Annotated in this window: 14 protein-coding genes; 6 read left to right on the forward strand and 8 right to left on the reverse strand. The window is 69.1% G+C overall.

What is annotated here, in order from left to right:
* Positions 1-84: 84 nt before the first annotated feature.
* Positions 85-1884, reverse strand: a complete 1800-nt coding sequence (rhlB, locus tag AC6CH2_RS08210) for an ATP-dependent RNA helicase RhlB (protein WP_498268811.1) — start codon at positions 1882-1884, stop codon at positions 85-87.
* Positions 1885-2140: 256 nt separating this feature from the next.
* Between rhlB and trxA the strand changes: the two genes are divergently transcribed.
* On the forward strand, positions 2141-2473 hold the full coding sequence (trxA, locus tag AC6CH2_RS08215; protein WP_031373276.1) for a thioredoxin: 333 nt from the start codon (positions 2141-2143) through the stop codon (positions 2471-2473).
* A gap of 257 nt (positions 2474-2730) precedes the next feature.
* The gene (gene rho, locus AC6CH2_RS08220; protein WP_498268812.1) at positions 2731-4503 is read left to right on the forward strand and encodes a transcription termination factor Rho; all 1773 of its coding nucleotides are present in this window, start codon (positions 2731-2733) and stop codon (positions 4501-4503) included.
* An 841-nt stretch (positions 4504-5344) separates the two neighbouring features.
* Here rho and AC6CH2_RS08225 read toward each other — a convergent pair.
* Both AC6CH2_RS08225 and AC6CH2_RS08230 read right to left on the reverse strand, forming a co-directional pair.
* The gene (locus AC6CH2_RS08225) at positions 5345-7141 is read right to left on the reverse strand and encodes an XVIPCD domain-containing protein (RefSeq protein ID WP_498268813.1); all 1797 of its coding nucleotides are present in this window, start codon (positions 7139-7141) and stop codon (positions 5345-5347) included.
* 257 nt (positions 7142-7398) lie between these two features.
* Entirely contained in the window at positions 7399-7536 is a 138-nt protein-coding gene (locus AC6CH2_RS08230; RefSeq protein ID WP_498268814.1) for a hypothetical protein, read from the reverse strand.
* A gap of 379 nt (positions 7537-7915) precedes the next feature.
* On the opposite strand from AC6CH2_RS08230, the gene AC6CH2_RS08235 reads away from it, so the two are divergent.
* Complete coding sequence (locus tag AC6CH2_RS08235; protein ID WP_498268815.1) at positions 7916-9748, forward strand: monovalent cation:proton antiporter-2 (CPA2) family protein; 1833 nt, start codon at positions 7916-7918, stop codon at positions 9746-9748.
* 1131 nt (positions 9749-10879) lie between these two features.
* Here the strand turns inward: AC6CH2_RS08235 and AC6CH2_RS08240 are convergent.
* From AC6CH2_RS08240 to AC6CH2_RS08255, 4 genes are all read right to left on the reverse strand, one after another.
* The gene (locus AC6CH2_RS08240) at positions 10880-14221 is read right to left on the reverse strand and encodes an ankyrin repeat domain-containing protein (RefSeq protein ID WP_498268816.1); all 3342 of its coding nucleotides are present in this window, start codon (positions 14219-14221) and stop codon (positions 10880-10882) included.
* The gene (locus AC6CH2_RS08245; RefSeq protein WP_498269100.1) at positions 14214-14471 is read right to left on the reverse strand and encodes a YcgL domain-containing protein; all 258 of its coding nucleotides are present in this window, start codon (positions 14469-14471) and stop codon (positions 14214-14216) included. Before AC6CH2_RS08245 ends, AC6CH2_RS08240 begins: the two co-directional genes overlap by 8 nt.
* Positions 14472-14678: 207 nt before the next feature.
* Complete coding sequence (cydB, locus tag AC6CH2_RS08250; RefSeq protein WP_435395739.1) at positions 14679-15683, reverse strand: cytochrome d ubiquinol oxidase subunit II; 1005 nt, start codon at positions 15681-15683, stop codon at positions 14679-14681.
* A gap of 70 nt (positions 15684-15753) precedes the next feature.
* Positions 15754-17154: a cytochrome ubiquinol oxidase subunit I gene (locus AC6CH2_RS08255; RefSeq protein WP_498268817.1), complete on the reverse strand. Its 1401-nt coding sequence runs from the start codon at positions 17152-17154 to the stop codon at positions 15754-15756.
* Positions 17155-17684: 530 nt separating this feature from the next.
* Here AC6CH2_RS08255 and AC6CH2_RS08260 point away from each other — a divergent pair.
* Positions 17685-20075, forward strand: coding sequence for a S9 family peptidase (locus AC6CH2_RS08260; RefSeq protein WP_498268818.1), 2391 nt, complete (start codon positions 17685-17687; stop codon positions 20073-20075).
* A gap of 163 nt (positions 20076-20238) precedes the next feature.
* The gene (gene hemF / locus AC6CH2_RS08265; RefSeq protein WP_498268819.1) at positions 20239-21150 is read left to right on the forward strand and encodes an oxygen-dependent coproporphyrinogen oxidase; all 912 of its coding nucleotides are present in this window, start codon (positions 20239-20241) and stop codon (positions 21148-21150) included.
* 74 nt (positions 21151-21224) lie between these two features.
* On the opposite strand, the gene AC6CH2_RS08270 is transcribed toward hemF, so the two are convergent.
* A complete protein-coding gene (locus AC6CH2_RS08270) occupies positions 21225-21707 on the reverse strand; it encodes a DUF421 domain-containing protein (protein ID WP_435395743.1) in 483 nt (160 codons plus the stop codon).
* A gap of 266 nt (positions 21708-21973) precedes the next feature.
* Here AC6CH2_RS08270 and AC6CH2_RS08275 point away from each other — a divergent pair, with 266 nt between their 5' ends.
* Entirely contained in the window at positions 21974-23956 is a 1983-nt protein-coding gene (locus tag AC6CH2_RS08275) for a TonB-dependent receptor domain-containing protein (RefSeq protein WP_498268820.1), read from the forward strand.
* The last annotated feature ends 199 nt before the right edge of the window (positions 23957-24155 follow it).

Below are 24155 nucleotides of genomic sequence, written 5' to 3' on the forward strand. Positions count from 1 at the left end.
GGTGCCGGATTGGGCTCGATAGCTGCGGAACGTCGACGGCAGGCCGCACGCCTGCCGTCGACCGATCGCGCGCGGCTCAGGCGATCAGTGCTGCGAACGCGGCGGACGCGCGACCAGCGACTTGAGCTTGCGGCCGATGCGGCCCAGCAGCGAGGGCTTAGCCTCGCCGGCCGGTGCCGATGCGGCCGGCCTGTGCGCGGGCTTCTGCACCGGCTTGGCGGCGGGCTTCGGCGCCGGCTTGACCACCGAGGCCTCGGCTGCGTTCGCAGTCGGCGCGCCGGTTTCGGCGCCTTCGATACGGCGGCCGCCACGACGGCGACGGCGCTTGCGCGGTGCGCGCTCGCCTTCGGCCGCCGGCACGCCGGCGGCGGCGACGTCGCCTTCCGGCCTGGGCTTGCGCGGCGGACGCGGCGCGGCCTCGACCGCGGCGACCTTGGTCTCGCCGTCGGCCGGTGGGGCCGCGGCGGCCTCGACCGGCGGACGTTCGCGACGCGGCGCGCCATCGCGGCGGCCTTCGCTGCGCGGGCCGCGGCCGGAACCGGAACCAGAGCCGGAACCGCTGCGGCTGCCGCTGCGGCCGCCGGGCCCGCCGCCACGGCGCTGTTCGTCGGCGGCGCGCTGCTCGCGCGCTTCCTTGAAGATCGAACCGATGCTCTCGTTCTCCTCGCCTTCCTCGCCCGCCGGGATCTCGCGCGGCGTGCGCGGCAGCGCGATCAACAATTCGGCGTCGACCGGCGCGGTCGGCAGCTTCTGTTCGATGTAGGCCTCGATGTCGGGCAGGCTCATCGCGTAGCGTTCGCAGGCGAAGCTGATCGCGTCGCCCTCGGCGCCCAGGCGCGCGGTGCGGCCGATGCGGTGGACGTAGTCCTCGGCATCGAACGGCAGGTCGTAGTTGTAGACGTGGCTGACGCCGTCGATGTGCAGGCCGCGCGCGGCGACGTCGGTGGCGACCAGGATTTCGAGCTGGCCCTTCTGGAACTTGTTGAGCAGCGACTCGCGCTTCTTCTGCGGCACGTCGCCCGACAGCACGCCCACTCGGTAGCCGCCGCGTTCGAGCGAACGCGCGACGCGCTCGACCCAGGCCTTGGTGTTGACGAACACCATCGTCCGCGCGCCTTCGCTGCGCGACAACAGGCCCAGCAACAACGGCACTTTCTCTTCGTCGGCCGGAAAATAGACCTTCTGGCGGACCTTGGCGGCGGTGATGAACTCGGTTTCGACGACGACCTTCTCGGGCTCGTTCATGTGCTCGTAGGCCAGCTCGAGCACGCGGTGGCTCAAGGTCGCCGAGAACAGCAAGGTCTGGCGCTCGGTGCGGATCGGCATGCGCCGCAGCAGGAAGCGGATGTCCTTGATGAAGCCCAGGTCGAACATGCGGTCGGCTTCGTCGAGCACGCAGATCTCGCAGGCGTGCAGCGACACGACCTTGTGCTGTTTAACGTAGTCGATCAGGCGGCCGGGGGTGGCGATGATGACGTCGGCGCCCTTCTGCAGCAGCTCGCGCTGCTTGTCGTAGTCGACCCCGCCGTAGACCAGGGCGAACTTCAGGCCCAGGTCGGAGCCGAACTTGACCGCGTCCTTGTGGATCTGGATCGCCAGCTCGCGGGTCGGCGCCAGGATCAGCGCGCGCGGGTCTTCGGGCTTGCGCTCGGCCAGGGCCGGGCGGGTCAGCAGGCGGTTGATCACCGCGACCAGGAAGGCCAGGGTCTTGCCGGTGCCGGTCTGGGCCTGGCCGGCGACGTCGCGCCCGGTCAGCGCCAGCGGCAGGGTCAGCGCCTGGATCGGCGTGCAGCGCGAAAACCCGGCGGCCTCGAGGCCGGCCAACAGGCTCGGGTGCAGGTCGAACGAGGAAAAGGTGATATCGGTTAAAGGCTTGTCGCTCATGCTTCTCAGAGATCCGCGCGCACTGGGCGCAGTTGGTGGTCGCTTGCGTGGGTGGCGTCGGCGAAGCAGACTGCCGGGGCCGAGCCGGCGCCCGAGTTGAACTCTGAAGGCAGGCTCGAGGAGACCGTGGCGCAGCCCTTGAAGGTGCCGCGAAACGCCCCAGTTTAGCGTAAGCCCCCGCCCGGCATGGCCCGCCCGGGGTTCCGTTCAAGAATAGCCCGTTCCGTACGGGCGAGTACCCCCGCAGGAGACCCCCGTGAGCGAAAAAGTTCTGCATGCTGGCGATTCCGACTTCGACGCCACCGTGCTGCAGTCGTCCGAACCCGTCCTCGTCGATTTCTGGGCCCCCTGGTGCGGCCCGTGCAAGGCCATCGGCCCGATCGTCGAACAGCTCGCCGACCAGTACGAAGGCAAGGCCAAGGTGGTCAAGGTCGACGTCCAGGAATTCCCGGCGCTGGGCGTTCGCTACAACGTGCGCAGCATTCCCATGTTGTTGATGTTCAAGGACGGCCAGGTCCATTCGAGCCAGCTCGGCGCGCCGCCGAACATCAAGTCGCTGCTGACCCAGATGATCGACAAGGCCATCTGAGGCTTCCTGTCGTGTGAAGCCGCCTCGCTTACGCCCGCCCCCGCGCGGGCGCAAGCGCTCCGGGCCTTGCCCGGCAAGGTGAACGGCCCGGCTCGGGAAGCTTGCCGCCACGCGGCAGCAGTGCTAGTTTCGCAACACCCGGCGTCGGACCTCGCGTCCCACCCGCCGCACCCCGTCTGATACCCATCTATCAACCCACGTCCCTGACGTCCCGCTCGCCCGATGCGAGCGCTCGCCGCTTAGCGAGGAACCTCCGCTTGTCCGATAAGACCCCCGACGCTGGCGACATCGCCGAAAAGCGCGTGCGCAAGCCGCGCGTCAGCAAAGCCGCCGAGTCCGCTCCGGCCGCTGCCAGCGATGCCAGCCCCCTGATTCCTGCGGCGCCGCCCGCCGCGCCGCCTCCGGCCGCGCTGGCTCCGGCTGCCGCCGCGCCCCGCACTCCCGCCCCCGCCCCCACCCCTGCTCCGGCCGCCAGCGCCAGCGAGTCCGCCCCGGCCGCCTCCGGCGTCGAGAGCGCCGCGCCGCAAGGCCAGGGCCAGGGCCAGGCCCAGGGCAACGACCGCGGCAACCCGCAGGCGCAGCAAGGCCAGCAGCGCGACGCCGGTTTCGATAACCGCGGCGGCAACCGTCGCGACCGTTTCCGCAACCGCCGCGACCGCGACCGCAACAACCGCCCGCAGCAGCGCGATGAAGACGGTTCGTTCGAAAACGGCAACGGCGAGAACTTCGTCCCGCGCCCGCACCCGCAGGTGCCCGAGGGTTTCCCGCAGTACTCGCTGGGCGACCTCAAGCGGATGCCGGCGCCGAAGCTGCTCGACCTGGCCGACCAGCTCAGCATCCAGGAAGGCGTGGCCCGCGCCCGCAAGCAGGACGTCATCTTCGCCCTGCTCAAGGTCCTGACCCGCCACGGCGAAGGCGTCGCTGCCGACGGCGTGCTGGAAATCCTGCCCGACGGCTTCGGCTTCCTGCGCGCGGCCGAGGCCTCCTACCTCGCCGGCCCGGACGACACCTACATCTCGCCGAGCCAGATCCGCCGCTTCAACCTGCGCACCGGCGACCATCTGTCGGGCCGCATCCGCTTCCCGAAGGACGGCGAGCGCTATTTCGCGCTGTCGGTCGTCGACAGCATCAACGGCGAGCCGCTGGAAGCGTCCAAGAACAAGGTCCTGTTCGAGAACCTGACCCCGCTGTTCCCGCGGCGCAAGTTCAAGCTCGAGCGCGGCGACGGTTCGACCGAGGACATCACCGGCCGCATCCTCGACCTGATGGCGCCGCAGGGCAAAGGCCAGCGCGCCCTGATCGTCTCGCCGCCCAAGGCCGGCAAGACGATGATGATGCAGCAGGTCGCCACCGCGATCACCCACAACCATCCCGACGTGCACCTGATCGTGCTGCTGGTCGACGAGCGTCCGGAAGAAGTGACCGAAATGCAGCGCACCGTGCGCGGCGAAGTGGTCTCCTCGACCTTCGACGAACCGGCCGCGCGCCACGTCCAGGTCGCCGAGATGGTGATCGAGCGCGCCAAGCGCCTGGTCGAACACAAGAAGGACGTGGTGATCCTGCTCGATTCGATCACCCGTTTGGCCCGCGCCTACAACAACGTCGTGCCGAGCTCGGGCAAGGTGCTGTCGGGCGGCGTCGACGCCAACGCCCTGCACCGCCCGAAGCGCTTCTTCGGCGCCGCGCGCAATGTCGAGGAAGGCGGCTCGCTGACCATCATCGCCACCGCGCTGATCGACACCGGCAGCAAGATGGACGAGGTGATCTACGAAGAGTTCAAGGGCACCGGCAACTCGGAAGTCCACTTGAACCGCCGCATCGCCGAAAAGCGCGTGTACCCGGCCATCGACATCAACCGCTCCGGCACCCGCCGCGAGGATTTGCTGATCGAACCGGAGCTGCTGCAGAAGATCTGGATCCTGCGCAAGCTGCTGCACGGCATGGACGAAATCGGCGCGATGGAGTTCCTGCTCGACAAGATGAAGACCACCAAGTCGAACGACGAGTTCTTCAGTTCGATGAAGCGCTGAGTTTTACCGGCGCGGTAACGAGAACGCCCCGCGATGCGGGGCGTTTTCTTTTGTGGGCGCGGATGGTTCGCATGTCGGGAAGCGACGCCGGGGTTTGTGGGTTCGGGTTCGCGTCTCGGTCTCGCTTCGCGGTTGTGGCTTTGTGTAGGAGCGACGTAAGTCGCGACCGCGACCTCTCACTCTCGCGGCGGTGGCGGCCGCAGCCTGGACAGGGTAGGAGCGACGCAGCCGCGACCACCATGTCCCGATCTTGCGTCGTCTTCGGTGGCTCCCCTGCAGGAGCGACGTGAGTCGCGACCGCGGGATGCGCAGAGATCGCGAGGCCGCCGTCATCCGAAGAAACCGCGTGTCCTCGCCAAGGTAGGAGCGGCGCGAGCCGCGACCGCGCCGTTACGGTCTTGCGGCGCGCGGTTCGAGAAACATCTCGATCAAGATCAAGATCAACCCCAAAGCTTCCGCCACTAAAGCGGCGGGTTACTTTCTTTTGTCTGAAGCAACAAAGAAAGGTAACCAAAGAAGTGCTTCTCTTTGAATCACAAGCCCGCACAATCGGTGCTTGCGCAGGGATCTACATACGGGACCTCCCTGTCCAGATGAAAAACGGCCCGCATCCCTGCGGACCGCCCTTTGGGTCTTCTTTGGCGCTCGCTAGTGCGAAGCGGCCCACAGCCACAGCCACGCCTGAAGCAGCAATCAAACGCGGTGCAGGATCGGCGTCGCTTCAGGGTAGGAGCGGCGCAAGCCGCGACAACGCAGCCTCCGGGTCGCGACGAAACCATCACTGCGTCTCTCGCACAGACCGCATGCGCGATCCGCATGCGGCCCGTGCGCGAACGCTTCCTCAGAACCCGCGCCCGCCGCCCTGATTGACCTGCAGCGTCGGGGCCTCGGCCGTGGCCATCGCGCGCGCGGCGAGCTGGCTGCTGGCTTCCACGCTCTGCTGCGAGGCGGCGGCGACGTCGACGGTGACCATGCGCCGGGTCGGCGACTGCGGATCGCCCTGCACCGCGAACAGCTTGCTGCCGTCCTTGCTCGCCAGCAGATGATCGACCTGGGTCAGGCCGCCCTCGCGCATGGCCGGCACCAGGGCCGCGGCGAGATTCTTCTGTTGCTGCTCGTTGAGCTTGCCTTGGCCCAGCTCGCTGCCCTGGACCTTGCCGAGCATCTCCTTGTACATGCCGTTGAGCGCGTTGGCGCCGCTGCTCAGGATCGCCGCCACCCGCAGCCCGTCCTCGACCGCGCCGCCGACGCGGTTGTTGTTGCGGTTGGCGACGTCGCGCAGTTCCGGCGGCAACAGATAAGTGCCGCGCTCGCGATCGCCATCGCGATCGCGCACGTAGCGCTTGACGTCCTGCAGCTCCAGGTCCATGAACTCCTTCGCCGAACCCTTGGCGGCCTGCGCCAGCTGCATCGCCTGCTGCGAATTCAAACGGTCCAGGCCGCCGGCGGCGAGCGTGTCGACCAGCGACTCGGGCTGCACCTTCTGCTTGAGGAAGGCGAGGAAGCGCTCGCGGGTTTCCGGGTTCTCGCCGAGCCCGTCGAGGATGCGCGTCGCCGTCGACAAGGCGTTGCCGGCGTCGACCGGCATGCCGGCGATCTGCCGCAGCACCCCGTTCATGGCGCGCTTGGGCTCCATGCCTTCGGCGAACGGGAAGCGCTCGCGGAACTCGTCCCAGCGCGGCGCCAGCAAGGCTTCGCGCGCGCGCTTGATCAGCTCGAACGCACCGGCGGCGAAGGCGACGATGGCCGCGCCCATCGGGGCGATGCCGATCAGGCTGCCGACCAGGCCGGCGTTGCGCGCGCCCATCATCAGGGCGACGTTGCCGATGCCGCCGGCGATCTTGAAGCCGCCGTCGAGCAAGTCGAACGCGGCGTCGACCCGATCGTCGGTGCGCAGCGCCTTGCCGGTGACCGGATCGCGGCCGTTGAACACCCGGCCGGCGTTCTGGCCGAGGGTCTTGACGCCAGCGGTCACGTCCTTGATCGCGCTGTAGCGTTCCAACAGTTTCGCCGCTTCGCGCTCGTGGCCGCTGCGCGTCGCGAATTCCAGCACCGCGCTCATCGCCACCGCGTCGAGCGGGCGCCCGGCCTGGCTGGCCGCGCTGCCGGCCTTGATCGCTGCGTCGATGGCTTCCAGGGTCTGTTCGATGTCGCGGTGACCGCCGCTGCGGGCGAGCGTGGTCAACTGCATCATCGCGCCGTCGATCGGCGCAGGCGGCGCCGCATCGCGCTGCGCCGACCAAGTCTTGGCGTAGCCGACCAGCGAGGTCTGCAATTCGGCCGGCACCTCGACCGCATAGCCGTGGAACGGCGGCGACACGCGGCCGTCGGCGCGGGTTTCGCCGGGGTGCAACTTCCAGCTCAGCGCGGCCTGCGCCAGCGCGCCACCGGGCGCGCCCGCTGCGGCTACGGTGGCTTCGAGCGTGTCTTCGTCGACCACCTCGCCGTTGCGCTGCAAGGCGTCGGCGACGATCGCCCGCAATACGGTGTCGCGCGACCACTCGTCGTCGGCGGGCAGCAACGCGGTATAGCCCGAAGTTCCGTCCTGCGCGGCCGGCTGCCCGGCGTACCAGCGTGGGTGGTTGGCGCCGGCCGGCGTGATACCGCCGCCGGGATTCGAATCGACTGCTGCATTCATATGCACTGCTCCTTGTCGGTGACCGGGTCCCCTAGAACCCGGCCGCCCGCGGCCAGGCCGCCGGCGGACCCGCATCATGCCTCTCGTTCAGCTTCCAGGGCAATTCGGTACCGAATGGAGGGGTGCGGATTCGCCCTCGCCGTGGCTTCGGGCGCGGGCGCTCGCTCCGGACGATGGGTTCAAGGTTCAGGACGAACTTGCGCCGCATCCCGGCCCGGTCATGGGCCGGGATGCCCTGCGGAGCGTCCGCTCCGCCATCAGAGCCCGCGCGGGGGCTCCCCGCCGGCCGGCCGATGCGGCGCGGCCAACACCGCCGCGCCGCGCGCCTGCTCTTCCCAACCCGGCTGACAACCGCTCAGCAACACTAACGCCAACACCGCCAGCAGCACTCGCATGATGAACCTCCTTGTTCGTGGACGGACTGCGTTCCTGCACGCCGCCGCATGCTCGAAAGCGTCCGGCGGCTCGCCCGTCATTGTCCCCGGAAGCCTTCGCAGGGGCTGCGATTGAGAACGCGCTCGAGTCGAACGGCGGCGCCGCGGCCATCGCTTCAGCAAAACGCCTGGAAAAAATCGCTCGGACCAGTCGCCCATCGCAATCCGCGATCAATATCCGTGCAGCGCAGTCCCCGCGCCCGATTGAAATCCGCCCAGCGGGCAACCACTGCAAAGTCCCGGCGTCATCCTGCTCCGCTACGCAGCGTTGCGTAAACCAGCGCGGATGCGATCGTCGCAGCCCCGGCGTATCGCGCCATAATCCCAGCCGGAGGTGCTCATGCACGGTGGCGGTCTCGAACTCGCGTTGTTGTTCCTGCTGGCCGCGGTCATCGCGGTGCCGGTGTTCCGTCGTTTCGGCCTGGGCGCGGTGCTCGGCTACCTGACCGCGGGCGTGGTGCTGGGGCCCTACGGGGTCAAGGTGATCCGCGACGCCGAACCGGTGCTGGCGGCCTCCGAGATCGGCGTGGTCATGATGCTGTTCGTGATCGGCCTGGAGCTGTCGCCGGCGCGCCTGCGGGTCATGCGCAAGCCGGTGTTCGGCGCCGGCGGCCTGCAGGTGCTGCTGAGCGGCCTGGCGCTGGGCGCGCTGGCGATGTTCGGCGGCCACATGGGCTGGAAGGCGGCAACCGTGGTCGGCCTCGGCCTGGCCCTGTCCTCGACCGCGGTCTGCCTGCAGTTGTTGTCCGAACGCAAGGGCCTCGCCACCGACTACGGCCGGCTCGCCTTCGCGATCTTGCTGTTCCAGGACCTTGCCGCGATTCCCCTGCTCGCGGCGATTCCGCTGTTGGGCAAGGCCGCCGCGGTCGAGGGCCTGAACTGGATGGCGGTGGCCAAGGCGGTCGGCGCGATCGCCGCGGTGGTGTTCGGCGGCCGGGTGCTGCTGCGCCAAGTGTTCCGCGTGGTCGCGCGCACCCAGATGCCCGAGGTCTTCACCGGCGCGGCCTTGCTGACCGTGCTCGGCTCGGCCTGGATCATGCAGATCGCCGGCCTCTCGGCCGGCCTCGGCGCATTCCTCGCCGGCGTGCTGCTGGCCGATTCGGAATTCCGCCACGAGCTCGAGTCGCAGATCGAACCGTTCAAGGGCCTGCTGCTCGGCCTGTTCTTCATGGCCGTGGGCATGAGCATCGACCTGCAGCGGGTGCTGGCCGAGCCGGGCACCATCGCCAGCATCGTGCTGGTGCTGCTGTCGGTGAAGTTCATCCTGTTGTTCGCAGTCGGCATCAGCGCCGGCGGGCTGGAGAAACGCGGCGCGTTCCAGTTGGCGACGGTGATGTCGCTGGGCGGCGAGTTCGCCTTCATCGTGTTCAACGAAGCGGTCAAGGCCAACCTGCTCGACGACCCGACCCGCGACCGCCTGATCGCTGCGGTCGGCGTGTCGATGGCGCTGACCCCGCTGCTGATGATCGGCGCCCAGCGCATGCTAGACGCGGCGCCCGCCGAGAAGCCCAAGCGGCCCTACGACGACATTCCCGACCACCACCCGCAAGTACTGATCGCCGGCATGGGCCGTTTCGGCCAGATCGTCGCGCGCCTGCTGGTCGCGCACCGCACCCCGTTCATCGCCATCGAGAACAGCGCCGAGCAGGTCGACTTCATGCGCCGCTTCGGCAACATGATCTATTACGGCGACCCGGCCCGCCCTGAACTGCTGCGCTCGGCCGGCGCGGCGCAGGTGAAGGTCTTCGTGATCGCCATCGACGACCGCGACAGCGGCATCCGCACCGTGCGCACGATCCGCCGCCTGTACCCGAAGGCGAAAGTGTTCGCCCGCGCGCGCGACCGCCGCCACGCCTGGGACCTGATGGACCTCGGCGCCGAACCGATGCGCGAGACCTTCCATTCCAGCCTCAAGCTCGGCGAGGACGTGCTGGTCGAACTCGGTGTCGCCCCGGAGACGGCGCGCGATCATGTCGAACGCTTCCGCGAGCTCGACGAGCGCATGCTCAACGCCCAGTACCTGGTCCACGACGACGAAGACGCGCTGATCCAGAGCGCCCGCGATGCGCGCAAGGAACTGGAAGAACTGTTCGATGCCGACCGGGGCGAAGGCATGCTCGCCGACATGGTCGAGAAGCAGGGGCCGGTGCCGGAGCATGTGACGCGGCATTGAGCGGTGCCGGCGGCGCGGCGCTCGGAATACGCGCGGCGCACCTACCGGTGTGCTTCGAAGCTATCGCTGTAGGAGCGACGTGAGTCGCGACCGCGGGACGCGCAGAGATGACGAGGCCGTCGTCATTGGGCTAGGCGGCGGGTTATCGCCAGCGCAGGAGCGGCGCGAGCCGCGACCGCGATCTCTCGACTCGCGTCGAATGGGTAGGACTTTTGCAGGAGCGACGTGAGTCGCGACCGCGACGGTTCGGTCTTGCGGCTTCGCTACCCAGCAAGATCAAGATCAAACCCAAAGCTTCCGCCACTAAAGCGGCGGGTTACTTTCTTTTGTCTGAAGCAACAAAACGCACAGTCAGAGCTGTAGCTGGAGCCAGAACATCACGGTGGCGGTGACGTCATCCCTGTAGGAGCGGCGTGAGCCGCGACGGGAACGTGCAGAGACGACAAGGCCAATGTCATCCATCGAAGCCGCGTGCTTTCGCCGGGGTAGGAGCGGCGTAAGCCGCGACCGCGAATCTGCGGCTGCCGGCGTAGGCGATCGGGATTGCGTGGTCGCGGCTTACGCCGCTCCTGCCGTGGTCAGATCGCAACGCCGTTGCCTTGATTTTGACTTGCCGCTCTGACGGTCAAAAGAAGACCCGTAGGGCGGCCCGCAGGGAGGCGGGCCGTGCGCAAGCAGGCCATGGATGGCCTGTCTGGAGCATCCCTGCGTCGGCTTCGATCGTGCGGGCTTGTGCCCTTGCAAGAAGAAGCACTTTTCTTTGGTGACTTCTTTTGTTGCTTTGGACGAGAAAGTTACCCGCACCCTTTACGGAGCGGAAGCTTTGCTTTTGATCCAAAGTTACGCAGTAAAGCGCTACAACGCGGTCGCGACTCACGTCGCTCCTACAGGGGCCCAGCCGGTGGCGCAGCGAGGTTGAAGCGCCGCCGTCGCGACTTGCCTCGCTCCTACCCCCGCGACGGTTCACGGCTTCGATCGGTGACGACGGCGATGCGATCTCTACGCGTTCCTTGGTCGCGGCTTATGCCGCTCACGGTAGGGACGCCGCAAGATTGATTAGCGCGGTCGCGGCTCGCGCCGCTCCTACCCTTGCAGCCGGCGACCTCGGCCAGATGCGAGACGGGCCCGAACTCAGCCGCCCGGCCCGCGCAGGAATCGCGCCATCGAAACGTTGCCGCCGTTGCCCGGCGCCGGCGGGGTGAACTCGGCGGCGATGTCGATGAAGCCGCGCATCACCGCGATCTCGCGCGGGGTGCGGTTGAGCGCATCGCGCATGTCGGGGTTGGCGCCATGGCGCATCAGCCGCTGAACCACCCGCAACAGGCCGTGCAGCGCGGCCAGGTGCAGCGGGCCGAAACCGCGCGGGTCCTGGACGTCGAGCGAGGCATCGTGGTCGAGCAGCAGTTCGAGGCCGGCGATCAGCACGTCCTCGTCGGCGGCGGTGCCGGGTTCGGCGCGCGCGCCCAGCAGCAACAGCAGCGGGGTCGCGCCGGCGGCGGACTGGTCGGCATCGACGCCGGCGAGCAACAAGGTGTCGAACAGGGCCACCAGGCGGCTGCGCTCGCGCGCGGTGAAGCCGTACATCGCCGCGCAATGCAGGGCCATGCGGCCTTGCGCGTCGCGGGCATGGACGTCGGCGCCTGCGGTCAGCAGGCGCGCGGCCAGGTCGGTCAGGCCGAGCGCGCAGGCGACCATCAGCACGGTCAGGTCGCCGGGCAGGCGCTGCTCCAGCGAGGCGCCGGCGGCGACCAGGCGGTCGACGATTTCGGCGTGGCGCATGCTGACCGCGGCCGACAGCGGGGTCGCGCCGGAATGCGCGGCGAGTTGCGGGTCGGCGCCACGCGCGAGCAGCAAGTCGACCACGACGCGATGGCCGCCACCGGCGGCGCGCAGCAGCGCGGTGCAGCCCTGGCTGTCGAGCGCATCGACCGGCAGGCCGAGATCGAGCAGGCGGCGCACCGCGTCGGCGTCGCCGACGATGGCCGCGGCGGGGACGTCCTGGGCGTGCAGCGGGCGGCGCGGCAACGCCCAGCCGCGCCAGTCCAGCCAGTCGGCCAGATCGCGGCGGCCCGAGGACAGGGCCACGCCGAGCGGAGTCTGGCCGTCGGCGGCGAGCAGGTCGGGCGCCGCGCCGTTCGCGACCAGGCGCTTGAGCATGCCTTCGCGGCCGAGCGCGGCGGCCAAGTGCAGCGCGCTCATGCCGTGGCTGTCGCGGGTGTTGAGGTCGACGCCGGCGGCGAGCAGGCGTTCGAGCAGGCGCGACCAGCCCAGCCGGACCGCGATCGCCAGCGGCGGATCGCCGGCCGGGGTCGGCGAAAACACGTCGGCGCCGCGTTCGATCAGGTCGAGGGCGAACTGCTCCAGGCCGCGCGAGGCCTGGTCGCCGGCCGAACAGGTCGCCAGGAACCGGCCGAGGCCGCCGCGACCGGCCGGCGAGACGCCATGGCGCAGCAAGGCCTGCAGGGCAGGCAGTGCGTCCGGGGTGCGGTCGAGCAGGGCGAACACCACGGTGTCGCCGTTGGCGTCGCGCACGTTGACGTCGGCACCCTGGCCGAGCAGCCAGTCGATCCGCTCGGCCGAAGGAACCTGGCCGTCTTCTTCGTGCAATTGCGCGCCGAGCTCGCTCGGGCTGAGCAGCTTGGCCAGGCCGGTCAGTTCGGCGGCGCGGCCTTCGCGCAGGCCGTCGCGCAGCAGTGCGGCGGGCATGCGGTCGACGATGACCCGCTCGCCCTCGCCGTCCTCGCTGTCGCCTTCGCCGCTGACCGCCGCCGGCAAGGGATAGGCGCGGTCGAGCGCAGCCACCAGCGACCAGCGGCCGGCTTCGGCGGCGCGGTCGACCGCGCGCTTGCCGTGGCGGTCGCGCAGTTCCGGGTCGATGCCGAGGTCGAGCAGGCGCACCACCAGCGGCGGCGAGGCGGTCTCGGCCTGGCAGGCCAGGATCAGCGCGCTGGCGCCGTCGGCGTCGAGCGCCGCGGCTTCGGCAACGCCGCCCTGCGGCAGGTGTTCCAGCAGGCGTTCGAGCACCGCCGGGCGCGCGCCGCGCGCGGCTTCGAGCAGCGGCGTGCGCTGCTGGTTGTCGATCGCGCCGGCGTCGGCGCCGGCGGCGAGCAGCGCGGTGACGATGTCGAGATGGCCGGCGAACGCGGCCACATGCAGGGCGCTGCGGCGCTGGCCGTCGCGCGCGTCGATGCGCGCCTTGTGCTTGAGCAGCAGTTGCACGCCGGCCGGGTCGTCCTCCTCGCCGCCGGCTGCGGCCAGCAGCGCCGGGGCGCCGCCGGGCTGTTCGGTCTTGGCGCCGCGCTCGAGCAGGAATTTGGCCAGGCGCCAGTTGCCGCTGGCGCAGGCCACGCCGAGCGGGGAGAAACCGTCGTGGTTGACCGGGTCGAGTTCGGCCTGGGCATCGCGCAACAAGGCGGCGACGCCGGGGTCGGAACTGCGCGCGGCATGGTGCAGCGGGGTGTTGCCTTCGTGGTCGGCCAGACGCGGGTCGGCGCCGTTGGCGAGCAGGGTCATGACCGCGTCGGGACGGCCGTGCCAACTGTCGCGGGTGGCCGCCAGCAGCGGGGTCATGCCGGCGGTGGCGGCGTTCAGATCGACGCCCGCGCCGATCAGGGCGCGCAACAGGCGCAGGTCGGGGAGCACCGCGGCCAGCACCGGCAGGCTGCGTCGGTCGCGGTCCTCGGCGGCCGGCAATGCATTGACGTCAGCGCCGAGCTCGATCAGCTCCAGCGCGCGCTCGACCTTGCCGGCGCGCGCGGCGGCGTACAGGGCCGGCTCCAGCGCTTCGTCGTCGCCGAGTTCGTCGACCTGGGTGACGGTGTCGAGTTCCGGGTCGAAATCGACGCCGGGCAGGTAGTCGGCCGGCGCGATCCGCTGCAACAGCACGTGCAGGGCCGGCGAGACCAGGGCGAACAGCACCGCCAGAGTCCAGCGCAGGCCACCGTTCAACAGGCCCGGCCAGGCCAGCACCAGGATCAGCCCGACCAGGCCGGCGACGATCGCCGCCACGCCGAGGCCGCGCCAGGCGCCGAGATCGAGGTCGGGCAGCCGCGCCCATTGCGGCGCCAGCGCCGCGCCTTCGCGCTCGGCTTCCTGCCACAGCGGCCACAGCCGCCACAGCGCCAGCAGCACCAGCCCGGCGACCACGCTCAGGCCGAGCGCCGCCAGCAGCGAGCCGCTTTGCAGCAGGGCGCTCAGCGGCCAGGCGACCAGCACCGCGGCGGCGGCGGTCGCGCCGCCCCACAGCGTCGCCAGCACCGGCAATTCGCTGCGCCACTGCAGCGCGGCGTCGCGCCGCTGCCACAGCCGCGCGGCGATCGCGAACGCCGGCTGGGCCAGGGCGCCGCCGATCAAGGCCGCCAACGCACCGCCGAGGCTGCCGCCGAAACCGGTCGCCAGCGCCAGCACCAGGCCGGCGGCGAGCGCGAGGGCCAAGTCGCGGGACGGCGCGCGCGGGGTCTGGGCCTCAGGCATCGGGTGTCCGCGCCTGATCGAGGGCCGGCGGGAACTGGAGATGGAAACCGCGCAGGCGCAGATTTTCCCGGACCAGCGCAGCATCGGCGCGGGCGAGTTTGCGTTCCGGGGTCAGCGCGGTTTCGAGCACGAACTGCAGGGTGCCGAGTTGGTCGCGCACAGCATCGGGCAAACGGGCGAAATCGTCGCGCTCGCTCAAAAATACATAGGTGTCTGCCTTGCGGAGACTTTTGTAAACGTAGGCTTGCATTGGGCGGGCGGTACGGCCGGGGGACGGGTTTTTCTGCGCCGCAGATGTGATGTACAGCATACCCGCCCGTCCGGGTGTCGCGAACCTGGGCGTTCAGCGCCAGGCGCAAGCCGAAGTGTTAGGACCGGCCCGCTTCGACGACCCAGTCGTGCGGACGGCGGCCCCGATGGGCGGCGTCCCGGTCCTACCTGCGAACGCCGGGCCGCCTCAATGATACCCGGCGTCGGCGGCGATCTTGCCGCGGAACACACGGTACGACCAGTACGTGTAGCCCAGGATCGCCGGCAGCAGCACCACCAGCCCGGCCAGCACGAACCCTTGCGACGACGGCGGCGAGGCCGCGTCCCAGATCGACAGCCCGGGCACGATGTTCGGCCAGATCCCCAGCACCAGGCCGAGGAAGCCCAGCACGAAGAACAGCAAGGCGTAGACGAAGGGCTGGGCGTCGCGGCCCTCGCGCATCACCGCGCGCCACAGCGCGTAGGCGTTGCCGATCACCAGCAGCGGCACCGGGAACAGCCACAGGAAGTTACCGCCCTCGAACCAGCGCGCCATGATCCGCGAGTCCAGAAACGGCAGCCAGGCGCTGACCAGGCCGATGAACGCCGCCACCACCAGCACCAGCGGCCGCGCCAGGGTGCGGGCGATCTGCTGCATGCGGCCGTCGGTCTTGAGGATCAACCAGGTCGAACCGAGCAGCGCATAACCGAACACCACCGCCACGCCGGTCAGCATCGAGAACGGACTGAACCAGTCGAACATGCCGCCGACGTACTTGCCTTCCTGCATCGGCATGCCCTCGACGATCGCACCGAGGATCAGGCCCTGGGCGAAGGCGCAGAAGATCGAGCCCAGCGCGAACGCCGCGCCCCAGGCCGGCTTGGCGCGCCGCGCCTTGAAGCGGAACTCGAAGGCGACGCCGCGGAACACCAGCGCGATCAGCATCAGCAACACCGGCAGGTACAGCGCCGACAGCACCAGCGCATAGGCCTTCGGAAACGCCGCCAGCAAACCCGCGCCGCCGAGCACCAGCCAGGTTTCGTTGCCGTCCCAGATCGGCGCGGCGGTATTCATCATGTGGTCGAGCTGGCCTTCGTCCTCGGCGAACGGCGCCAGGATGCCGAGGCCGAGCACGAAGCCGTCGAGCAACACGTACATCAGCACGCCGAAGCCGATCACGCCGAACCAGATCACGGGCAGCCAGTATTCCATCGTCCTACTCCATCGTGCTTTGCATGAGCGCGCGCGGCATCGGCCGTCGCGCGCCATTCGAGCCGTCGCGCTAGGCGCCGGTTTCGCTGGATTCGTCCGGCAGCGACAGCGGCCGCGCCGGAGTCTTCTCGCCCTGCTCGCTGCGCGGTGGCGGCTCGTGCGGATGCGGGCCCTTGCGGATCAGCTTGACCAGATAGCTGATGCCGGCGCCGAACACCACGAAATAGACCACCGCGAACACGATCAGCGAGGTCATCACGCTGGCCGCGGCGATCGGGCTGACCGCGTCGGCGGTGCGCAGCAGGCCATAGATTACATACGGCTGGCGGCCGATCTCGACCACGTACCAGCCCGACAGCAGGGCGACAAAACCGCTCAAAGTCAGCGTCCGCCAGCCCCACAGCGCCGCGCGCGATACGTACAGACGCCCGCGCCACCACTGCCACAGCGAGAACAGCACCAGCGCCAGCATCGCCAGGCCGAGCCCGACCATGACCCGGAAGGCGTAGAACACCGGCTTGACCGGCGGCCGCTCGCTGGCCGGCACCGACTTCAGCGGCTGGATCTCGCCGTCGAGGCTGTGGGTGAGGATCAGGCTGCCGAGCTTGGGCACCGCGATCTCGTAGTCGTTGCGTTCGGTTTCTTCGTTCGGCACCGCGAACAGGACCAGCGGAACGCCTTCGCCGGGCGCGCCCGACTCCCAGTGCGCTTCCATCGCCGCGACCTTGATCGGTTGGTGCTCGCGCACGTTCAGGCCGTGCAGGTCGCCGACGAAGACCTGCGCCGGCACTGTGATCGCGGCGAAGATCACCGCCGCCCTGAGCATCCGCTTGCCGGCCTCGACGTGCACGCCGCGCAACAGATACGAGGCAGCGACGCCGCCGATCACGAAGCAGGTGGTGATGAAGGCCGCCAGCACCATGTGCGCCAGGCGGTACGGGAACGAGGGGTTGAACACGATCGCCCACCAGCTGTCGGGCTCGAACACGCCTTCGACGATCTTGTAGCCGGCCGGCGTCTGCATCCAGCTGTTGGCCGAGATGATCCAGAACGTCGAGATCAGCGTGCCCAGCGCGACCATGCAGGTGGCGAGGAAATGCATGCGTTCCTTGACCCGGTTCCAGCCGAACAGCATCACCCCGAGGAAGGTCGCCTCCAGGAAGAACGCGGTCAGCACCTCGTACGACAGCAGCGGGCCGAGGATGTTGCCGGCCTGTTCGCTGAGCACCGCCCAGTTGGTGCCGAACTGGAAACTCATGACGATGCCGGACACCACGCCCATGCCGAACGACACGGCGAAGATCTTGGTCCAGAAGAAATACAGGTCGCGCCAGAGCGTGTCGCGGGTGCGCAGCCAGCGCCATTCGACGAAGGCCAGCCAGCTGGCCAGGCCGATGGTGAAGGCCGGAAACAGGATATGGAACGAAATCACGAAGCCGAACTGGATACGCGACAGCAACAAGGCGTCCACGTGTATTGCCTCCACGGCGCCATACAGTGCGCCGGCCTGTTCATCTTGCGCCGCGGTATCGGCCCGGTAAACGCCGATCGCGGCGATTTCGTCGAACCACCTAAACCGCAAAGACGTGATCGCGACGTGTTCGTTCGACGCGCAAGCCGCGGCGCTGGCGCGCGCGACCGCGGCCGAAGCCCGGTGCCTCAAGGGCTGGATGAAATCGCGAACGGCGCGGCCCGGCCCGGGACTGGATCACGGAACCGCCCGAAACCGGCCGGCCTCGTGCGACAAAATGCGGCACGCGGACGTCGCGGCGCGCGACGCCGGCGAGGAGCCCATCCACGCCGGAGCGGCGCGGCGCCTGAGCACGGTTTCGGCAAAGCCTGCGTGCAGGCTCGGACAAGCCGCCGGCGACGCTGCCGGCTTGGCGGGCCGCGACCGGCGCCGGAGCAGGCAGAGCGCGCGTCCAGGCATGACCAACGGCCGGCCCGGCGGGCGCTGTCGGGCTGCTACCCTGCGCGGACTTTTGTCCCAGAGCCCGCTCGATGCGCCTTTCCTTCGCCACGCTCGCCGCGCTGCCTTGCGCGCTGTTCGCCTCCGCCGCCTTCGCCCAGTCCGCCGCGCCGCTGACCCTGGCCGACACCATGGCCAACCCGGACTGGATCGGACCGCCGGTCGAACGCGCCTGGTGGAGTTGGGACGGCCAGCGCGTGCAGTACCAGCTCAAGCGCGACGATTCGATCATCCGCGACACCTGGCAGGTCGGCGTCGCCGGCGGCGCCGCGCAGCGTCTCGACGGCGCCGCGCGCAACGATCTCGACGGCGCCAACCCGGCCTACGACGCCCAGCGCACGCGCATGGCCTTCGTGCGCAACGGCGACATCTTCGTGCGCGACCTGCGCAGCGGCGCGCTGACCCAGGTCACCCGCAGCAACGACACCGAGTCGCGGCCGCAGTGGAGCCGCGACGGCAACCTGGTGTTCCGGGTCGACAACCAGTGGTACCAGTGGCGCGCCGGCCAGGGCCTGAGCCAGGCCGCCCAGGTCCGCGCCGAGAACGACCCGGCCAAGCCGCCGAAGGCCGACGACCTGCGCGAACGCCAGTTGGCGATGCTGCAGACCCTGCGCGAGGACCGCGCCCAGCGCGAAGCCGCGCGCGAACAGGACGAGGCCTGGCGCCGCAGCGACGGCAGCCGCGCGCCCAAGCCGGCCTACCTCGGCGACGACGTCGAGATCGTGGACAGCGCGCTGTCGCCGGACGCGCGCTGGCTGCTGGTCGTCACCCAGGCCAAGAAAGGCGATGCCGGCACCCCCGGCAAGATGCCCAAGTACGTGACCGAGTCGGGCTACGAGGAATTCGAGGAAGTCCGCACCCGCGTCGGCCGCAACGAACCGCTGCCGCAAAAGCTGTGGCTGGTCGACGTGGCCAACGCCAAGGCCAGCGAACTCAAGTTCGGCGGGCTGCCCGGCATCGGCGAGGACCCGCTCGCCGCGCTGCGCAAGGCGGCCAGGAAGGACCCGCTGAAGGGCGAGCGCCCGGTCCGCATCGAGACCGACGGCGACGGCAGCGGCGTCTCGATCCGCTGGAGCGACGACGGCCGCCAGGCCGCGGTGCTGGTGCGCGCGATCGACAACAAAGACCGCTGGCTGGCCTCGGTCGATCTGGCCAAGGCCGCACTGCAGCCCCGCCACCGCCTCACCGATCCGGCCTGGATCGGCTGGAACTTCAACGATTTCGGCTGGCTGCCCGGCGCCGGCCAGGGCGACAGCGAGCTGTGGCTGCTGTCGGAACAGAGCGGCTATTCGCATCTGTACATCGCCAGCGGCGCGGGCGCGCCGCGCGCGATCACCTCCGGCCGCTGGGAGGCCTCCGAGCCGGAACTGAGCGCCGACGGCAAGACCTTCTTCTTCCTGTGCAACCGCAAGTGGCCCGGCGACTACGAAGTCTGCGCGGTCGACCGCAACGGCGGCGCGGTGCGCGAAGTGACCGCGCTCGACGGCGTCGAGAACTTCATGCTCTCGCCGGACGGCCGCAAGGTGCTGGTGCGCCATTCCGACAGTTACACCCCGCCGCAGCTCGCGGTGGTCGACGCCAGCGGCGAAAACACCGTCGCCCTGACCGACACCCGCAAGCCCGGCTTCCGCGCGCGCGAGTGGATCCAGCCCGAGTACGTGCAGGTGCCGTCCAGGCACGGCGCCGGCACCGTCTGGGGCAAGTTCTACGGGCCGAAGAATTACCAGCCGGGCAAGAAGTACCCGATCGTGATGTTCGTGCACGGCGCCGGCTACCTGCAGAACGTCAGCACGCGTTACCCCAACTACTTCCGCGAGCAGATGTTCCACAACCTGCTCGTGCAGGAAGGCTATGTCGTGCTCGACCTCGACTACCGCGCCTCCGAGGGCTACGGCCGCGACTGGCGCACTGCGATCTACCGGCAAATGGGCCACCCGGAACTCGAGGATTATCTGGACGGCCTGGAATGGCTGGTCGCCAACAAGCAGGGCGATCGCGACCGCGCCGGCATCTACGGCGGTTCCTACGGCGGCTTCATGACCTTCATGGCCCTGTTCCGCGAACCCGGCACCTTCAAGGCCGGCGCCGCGCTGCGTCCGGTCGCCGACTGGTCGCAGTACAACCACGAATACACCTCGAACATCCTCAACACCCCCGAGCTCGACCCGGAGGCCTACAAGAAGTCCTCGCCGATCGAGTACGCCAGCGGCCTCCAGGATCACCTGCTGATCGCCCACGGCATGATCGACGACAACGTGTTCTTCAAGGACTCGGTGATGCTGAGCCAGCGCCTGATCGAGCTGCGCAAGGACAAGTGGGAGCTCGCGCCCTACCCGATGGAGCGCCACAGCTTCGTGCGCGCCGACTCGTGGTACGACGAGTATCGCCGCATCCACGAGCTGTTCAATCGCACCTTGAAGTGACGAAGCTAGGAACTAGAAACCAGGAGTCACTAGGAACTAGTACGGGGAACGAGGAACGAGTGGAGCCGGTGCCCGCGACTCGTTGCTCGTTGCTCGTTCCTGGTTCCTAAACCATCTGACCCAGATCAAGTCCGCGCCGGGCCAACGCCGCTAGAATGCGCGCATGAACGATTTCGACCGCGTACGCGACTATCTCTCCGGCCTGCAGGACCGCCTGTGCGCCGCCATCGAACAGGCCGACGGTGGGGCGCGCTTCGCCGAGGACGTATGGCAGCGCGCCGAAGGCGGCGGCGGACGCACGCGCATCCTGCGCGGCGGCAACGTCTTCGAGCAGGCCGGGATCGGCTTTTCCGACGTCTCCGGCACCACCCTGCCGCCGTCGGCGAGCGCGGCGCGGCCGGAACTCGCCGGTGCCTCCTGGCGCGCGGTCGGGGTATCGCTGGTGTTCCACCCGCACAACCCCTACCTGCCGACCACCCACGCCAACGTGCGCCATTTCCGCGCGATGCGCGACGGCGAGACCGTGGCCTGGTGGTTCGGCGGCGGCTTCGACCTGACCCCGTTCTACCCTTTCGACGAAGACGTGCTGCACTGGCACCGCACCGCGCGCGCGCTGTGCGAGCCGTTCGGCGGCGACGAACGCTACCGAGCGCACAAGCGCTGGTGCGATGAATATTTCTTCCTCAAGCACCGCAACGAGACCCGCGGCGTCGGCGGCCTGTTCTTCGACGATCTGCACGGCGACTTCGGACGCGATTTCGCCTATCAGCGCGCAGTCGGCGACGGCTTTCTCGAGGCCTACCTGCCCCTGGTCGAACGCCGCAAGGACATGGCTTACGGGGAACGCGAGCGTCAGTTCCAGCTGTACCGGCGCGGCCGCTACGTCGAGTTCAACCTGGTGTTCGACCGCGGCACCCTGTTCGGCCTGCAGTCGGGCGGCCGCACCGAGTCGATCCTGATGAGCCTGCCGCCGCTGGTGCGTTGGGAATACGGCTTCCAGCCCGAGCCCGACAGCGACGAAGCGCGGCTGGCCGGCTACCTGGTGCCGCGCGATTGGCTGGGAGTGGAGAAGTGAGCGCAGAGAAGTGAGGAGTGAGTAAAGCCGTCGCAGGCTTGCTTCTGCTCACTGCTCACTACTCGTTCTAGCTCTTAGTCCCCAGTTCGCCGCTTCAAGATAGTGATATGCCCATTGGTCTCCAGCATCGCCACCGCGATGTCGTCGATCTGGGCGCAATCGTTCTCGCGCATGGCCTTGTCGAAATCGGCGCGGCTGACCAGCTCGCGGCGCAGCACGTCGCGGAATACGTGGCCCTCGCGCGCCAGCACCACCGGCACGCCTTCGAGCGCCCGCTCGATGCGGTCGTTGCGCGCCGCGACGTAGCCCACGCCCCAGTTCAACAGCATCAGGGTCGCGGCCAGGATCAGGCCGCCGCCGACCGAGGTGTCGGTCCCGAGCAGGGCGTTCTGCACCGCGTTGCCGAGCAGCACGATCAACAGCATGTCGAACGAGGTGAACTGGCCCATCGTGCGCTTGCCCGACAGCCGGATCATCGCCAGCAGCACGAAGTAGACGATGCAGGCGCGCACCAGGTACTGCCACCACGGCATCGACAGGTCGAAGGCGTCGGACATGGCTCGGCTCCCGAAAGGCGAGGCCCAATTGTGGCCCGCCGCAGCGTGCATCGGGCGTCATCGCGCGTGGCGAGCTGCGCCAGCCGTCGCGGGCCGACGCTTGTTGATCATGATTCGCATTTGCATCCTGCGAACGCGGACCGCAAAATGCCCAGGCTTCGCCCGCCCGGGGTCCTCTAGCCAGCGCGAAGCCTTCCCTGCCCAGCGTCCGCCTGCGCCGTTCCGGCCGCAGGCGTCTGCGCGCCCATCCGAAGGAACGCCGCCCCATGTCCGCCCCGTCTTCGCGTCTGCTGTCCGGCCTGGCCCTGTTGGCCTGCACCCCGCTCGCCCACTCCGCCGAGGCCGGCGACACGGCGCGCACCCTGGATTCGATCACCGTGGTCGCCGAGCGCGAGCCGGGCAATTTCGACCTCGACCGCGGCGAGATCGAGCTGACCCAGGCCTCCGACCTCAGCGACCTGCTGTCCAACGAGTCCGGCGTCGCGGTCGGCGGCGGCTCGCCGGTCGCGCAGAAGATCTACGTGCGCGGCTTCGAGGACACCATGCTCAACGTCACCATCGACGGTGCGCAGGAGCCGGCCGAGCTGTATCACCACCAGACCCGGGTCCAGATCGAGCCGGAGTTCATCAAGTCGATCGAACTGGACGCCGGCGCGGGCGCGGCCACCGGCGGCGCCGGCGCGCTGACCGGCGCGCTGCGCGTGCGCACCCGCGACGCCTTCGACCTGCTGCGCCCGGACCAGGACGCGGGCTTCCTGGTCAAGGCCGCGGCCGGCCTCAACGGCGGCAACAGCTACAAGGGCGTGCTGGCCGGCTACGGCCGCCTGTCCGACCGGCTCGGCGTGCTCGCGACCTACGTCTACCAGGACGGCGGCGACTACGACGACGGCCACGGCGACCGGGTCAAGCCGACCGCCTACCGGCACGAGCGCGCCCAATTCAAGCTCAGCGGCCTGTTCGACGCGCACAGCTTCGATCTGTCGGCCGAGCAGTTGGACGACACCGGCACCTATTACGAACGGCCGCACATGACCAACTTCAACGGCCGCTACATCCTGTCCGACCACCGCATGCGCCGCGACACGGTCTCCTACGAACACCGCTACGACCCCGACAGCGAGGCCGTGAACCTGCGCCTCAACGCCTACCGCACCCGCAGCGACTACCACAACCGCCGCAACACTACCGGCCAGCTCTACAGCGCCGGCGAACAGACCAGCACCGGCCTGGACCTGCGCAACACCGCGTCGTGGCAGTCGCTGGCGCTCACTTACGGACTAGACTACCGCAGCGACCGCCTGCACGCGCGCCAGCAGGCCACGCCGCCGCCGTTCTGGGGCCGCACCGAGCAGACCGCGCGCGTGTTCGGCGCTTACGCCCAGGGCGAGTGGACCGTGTCGCCGCAATGGAAGCTGTCGGCGGGCCTGCGCTACGACGACTACCGCCACGAGGGCGTGTCCGGCGTCAGCGCCGGCGCCGCCAACGACGAGTCCAGGCTCAGCCCGAACCTGTCGATCGCCTGGACGCCGGTCGAGCCGCTGAGCTTCCGCCTGGCCTATTCGGAAGCCTTCCGCGGCGTGACCATCCGCGAGGCTTTCTTCAGTGCGCTGTACACCCACCGCGGCGATCTCGAAGGCGAACGCGCCGACAACCTCGAATTCGGCGTGTCGTGGGAGCGCAACGGCTATTTCGCCCGCGCCACCGCGTTCCGCCAGAACATCGAGCATTACATCTCGGCGGTGTACTCGGGCCACACCGCCTGGGGCTATTGGGAGAACATCGGCGACGCCGAGGTCGAAGGCTACGAAGCCGAGATCGGCAAGCGCTGGCTGCGCTCGGGCCTGAGCGTCGGCGTGTGGCAGTCGGACAACAGCTTCGACGACCGCCCGCTCAACGACGCCGACCTCGGCCTGGGCACCAGCATCGGCCGCACCTGGACCGTGCGCTACGACTGGCAGCCCGAGTCGGGGCAGGCCCAGTACGCGGTGCGCGCGCGCCTGGTCGAGGACGAAGCCAACAGCATCGCCGCCGATGCGCCGGACAAGCCCGGCTATGCGGTGGTCGATCTGATGGCGAACTGGAACCTGCTCGGCGACGATCGCCTGAAACTCGGCGCGGCGGTCAACAATCTGTTCGACCGGTTTTATTACGACCACGGCAGCTACGGTTATCAGGCCGGTTCGAAAAGCTATATCGGTTTCCCGTCGCCGGGCCGCGAGCTGTCCCTGTCGCTGACCTATCGATTCTAAAACCCGGCGGCCGCGCAGGCCCCCGTCGATAAACCCATCGCGCATCGCCGATAAACCCATCGGCGATAAACAGCGCAGGCTGGGGCGACGCGCCTGCGTGCGGGCTCGGCCCGGGCTCAGGGGGTTGGCGCGGGATTTGGCGCGACCTTGGCACAGGCTAAGTGTGCTTAGTAAACTTTCTCCCGGGCAATAAAAAGCC

The organism is Lysobacter sp. GQ73 (assembly GCF_059758755.1).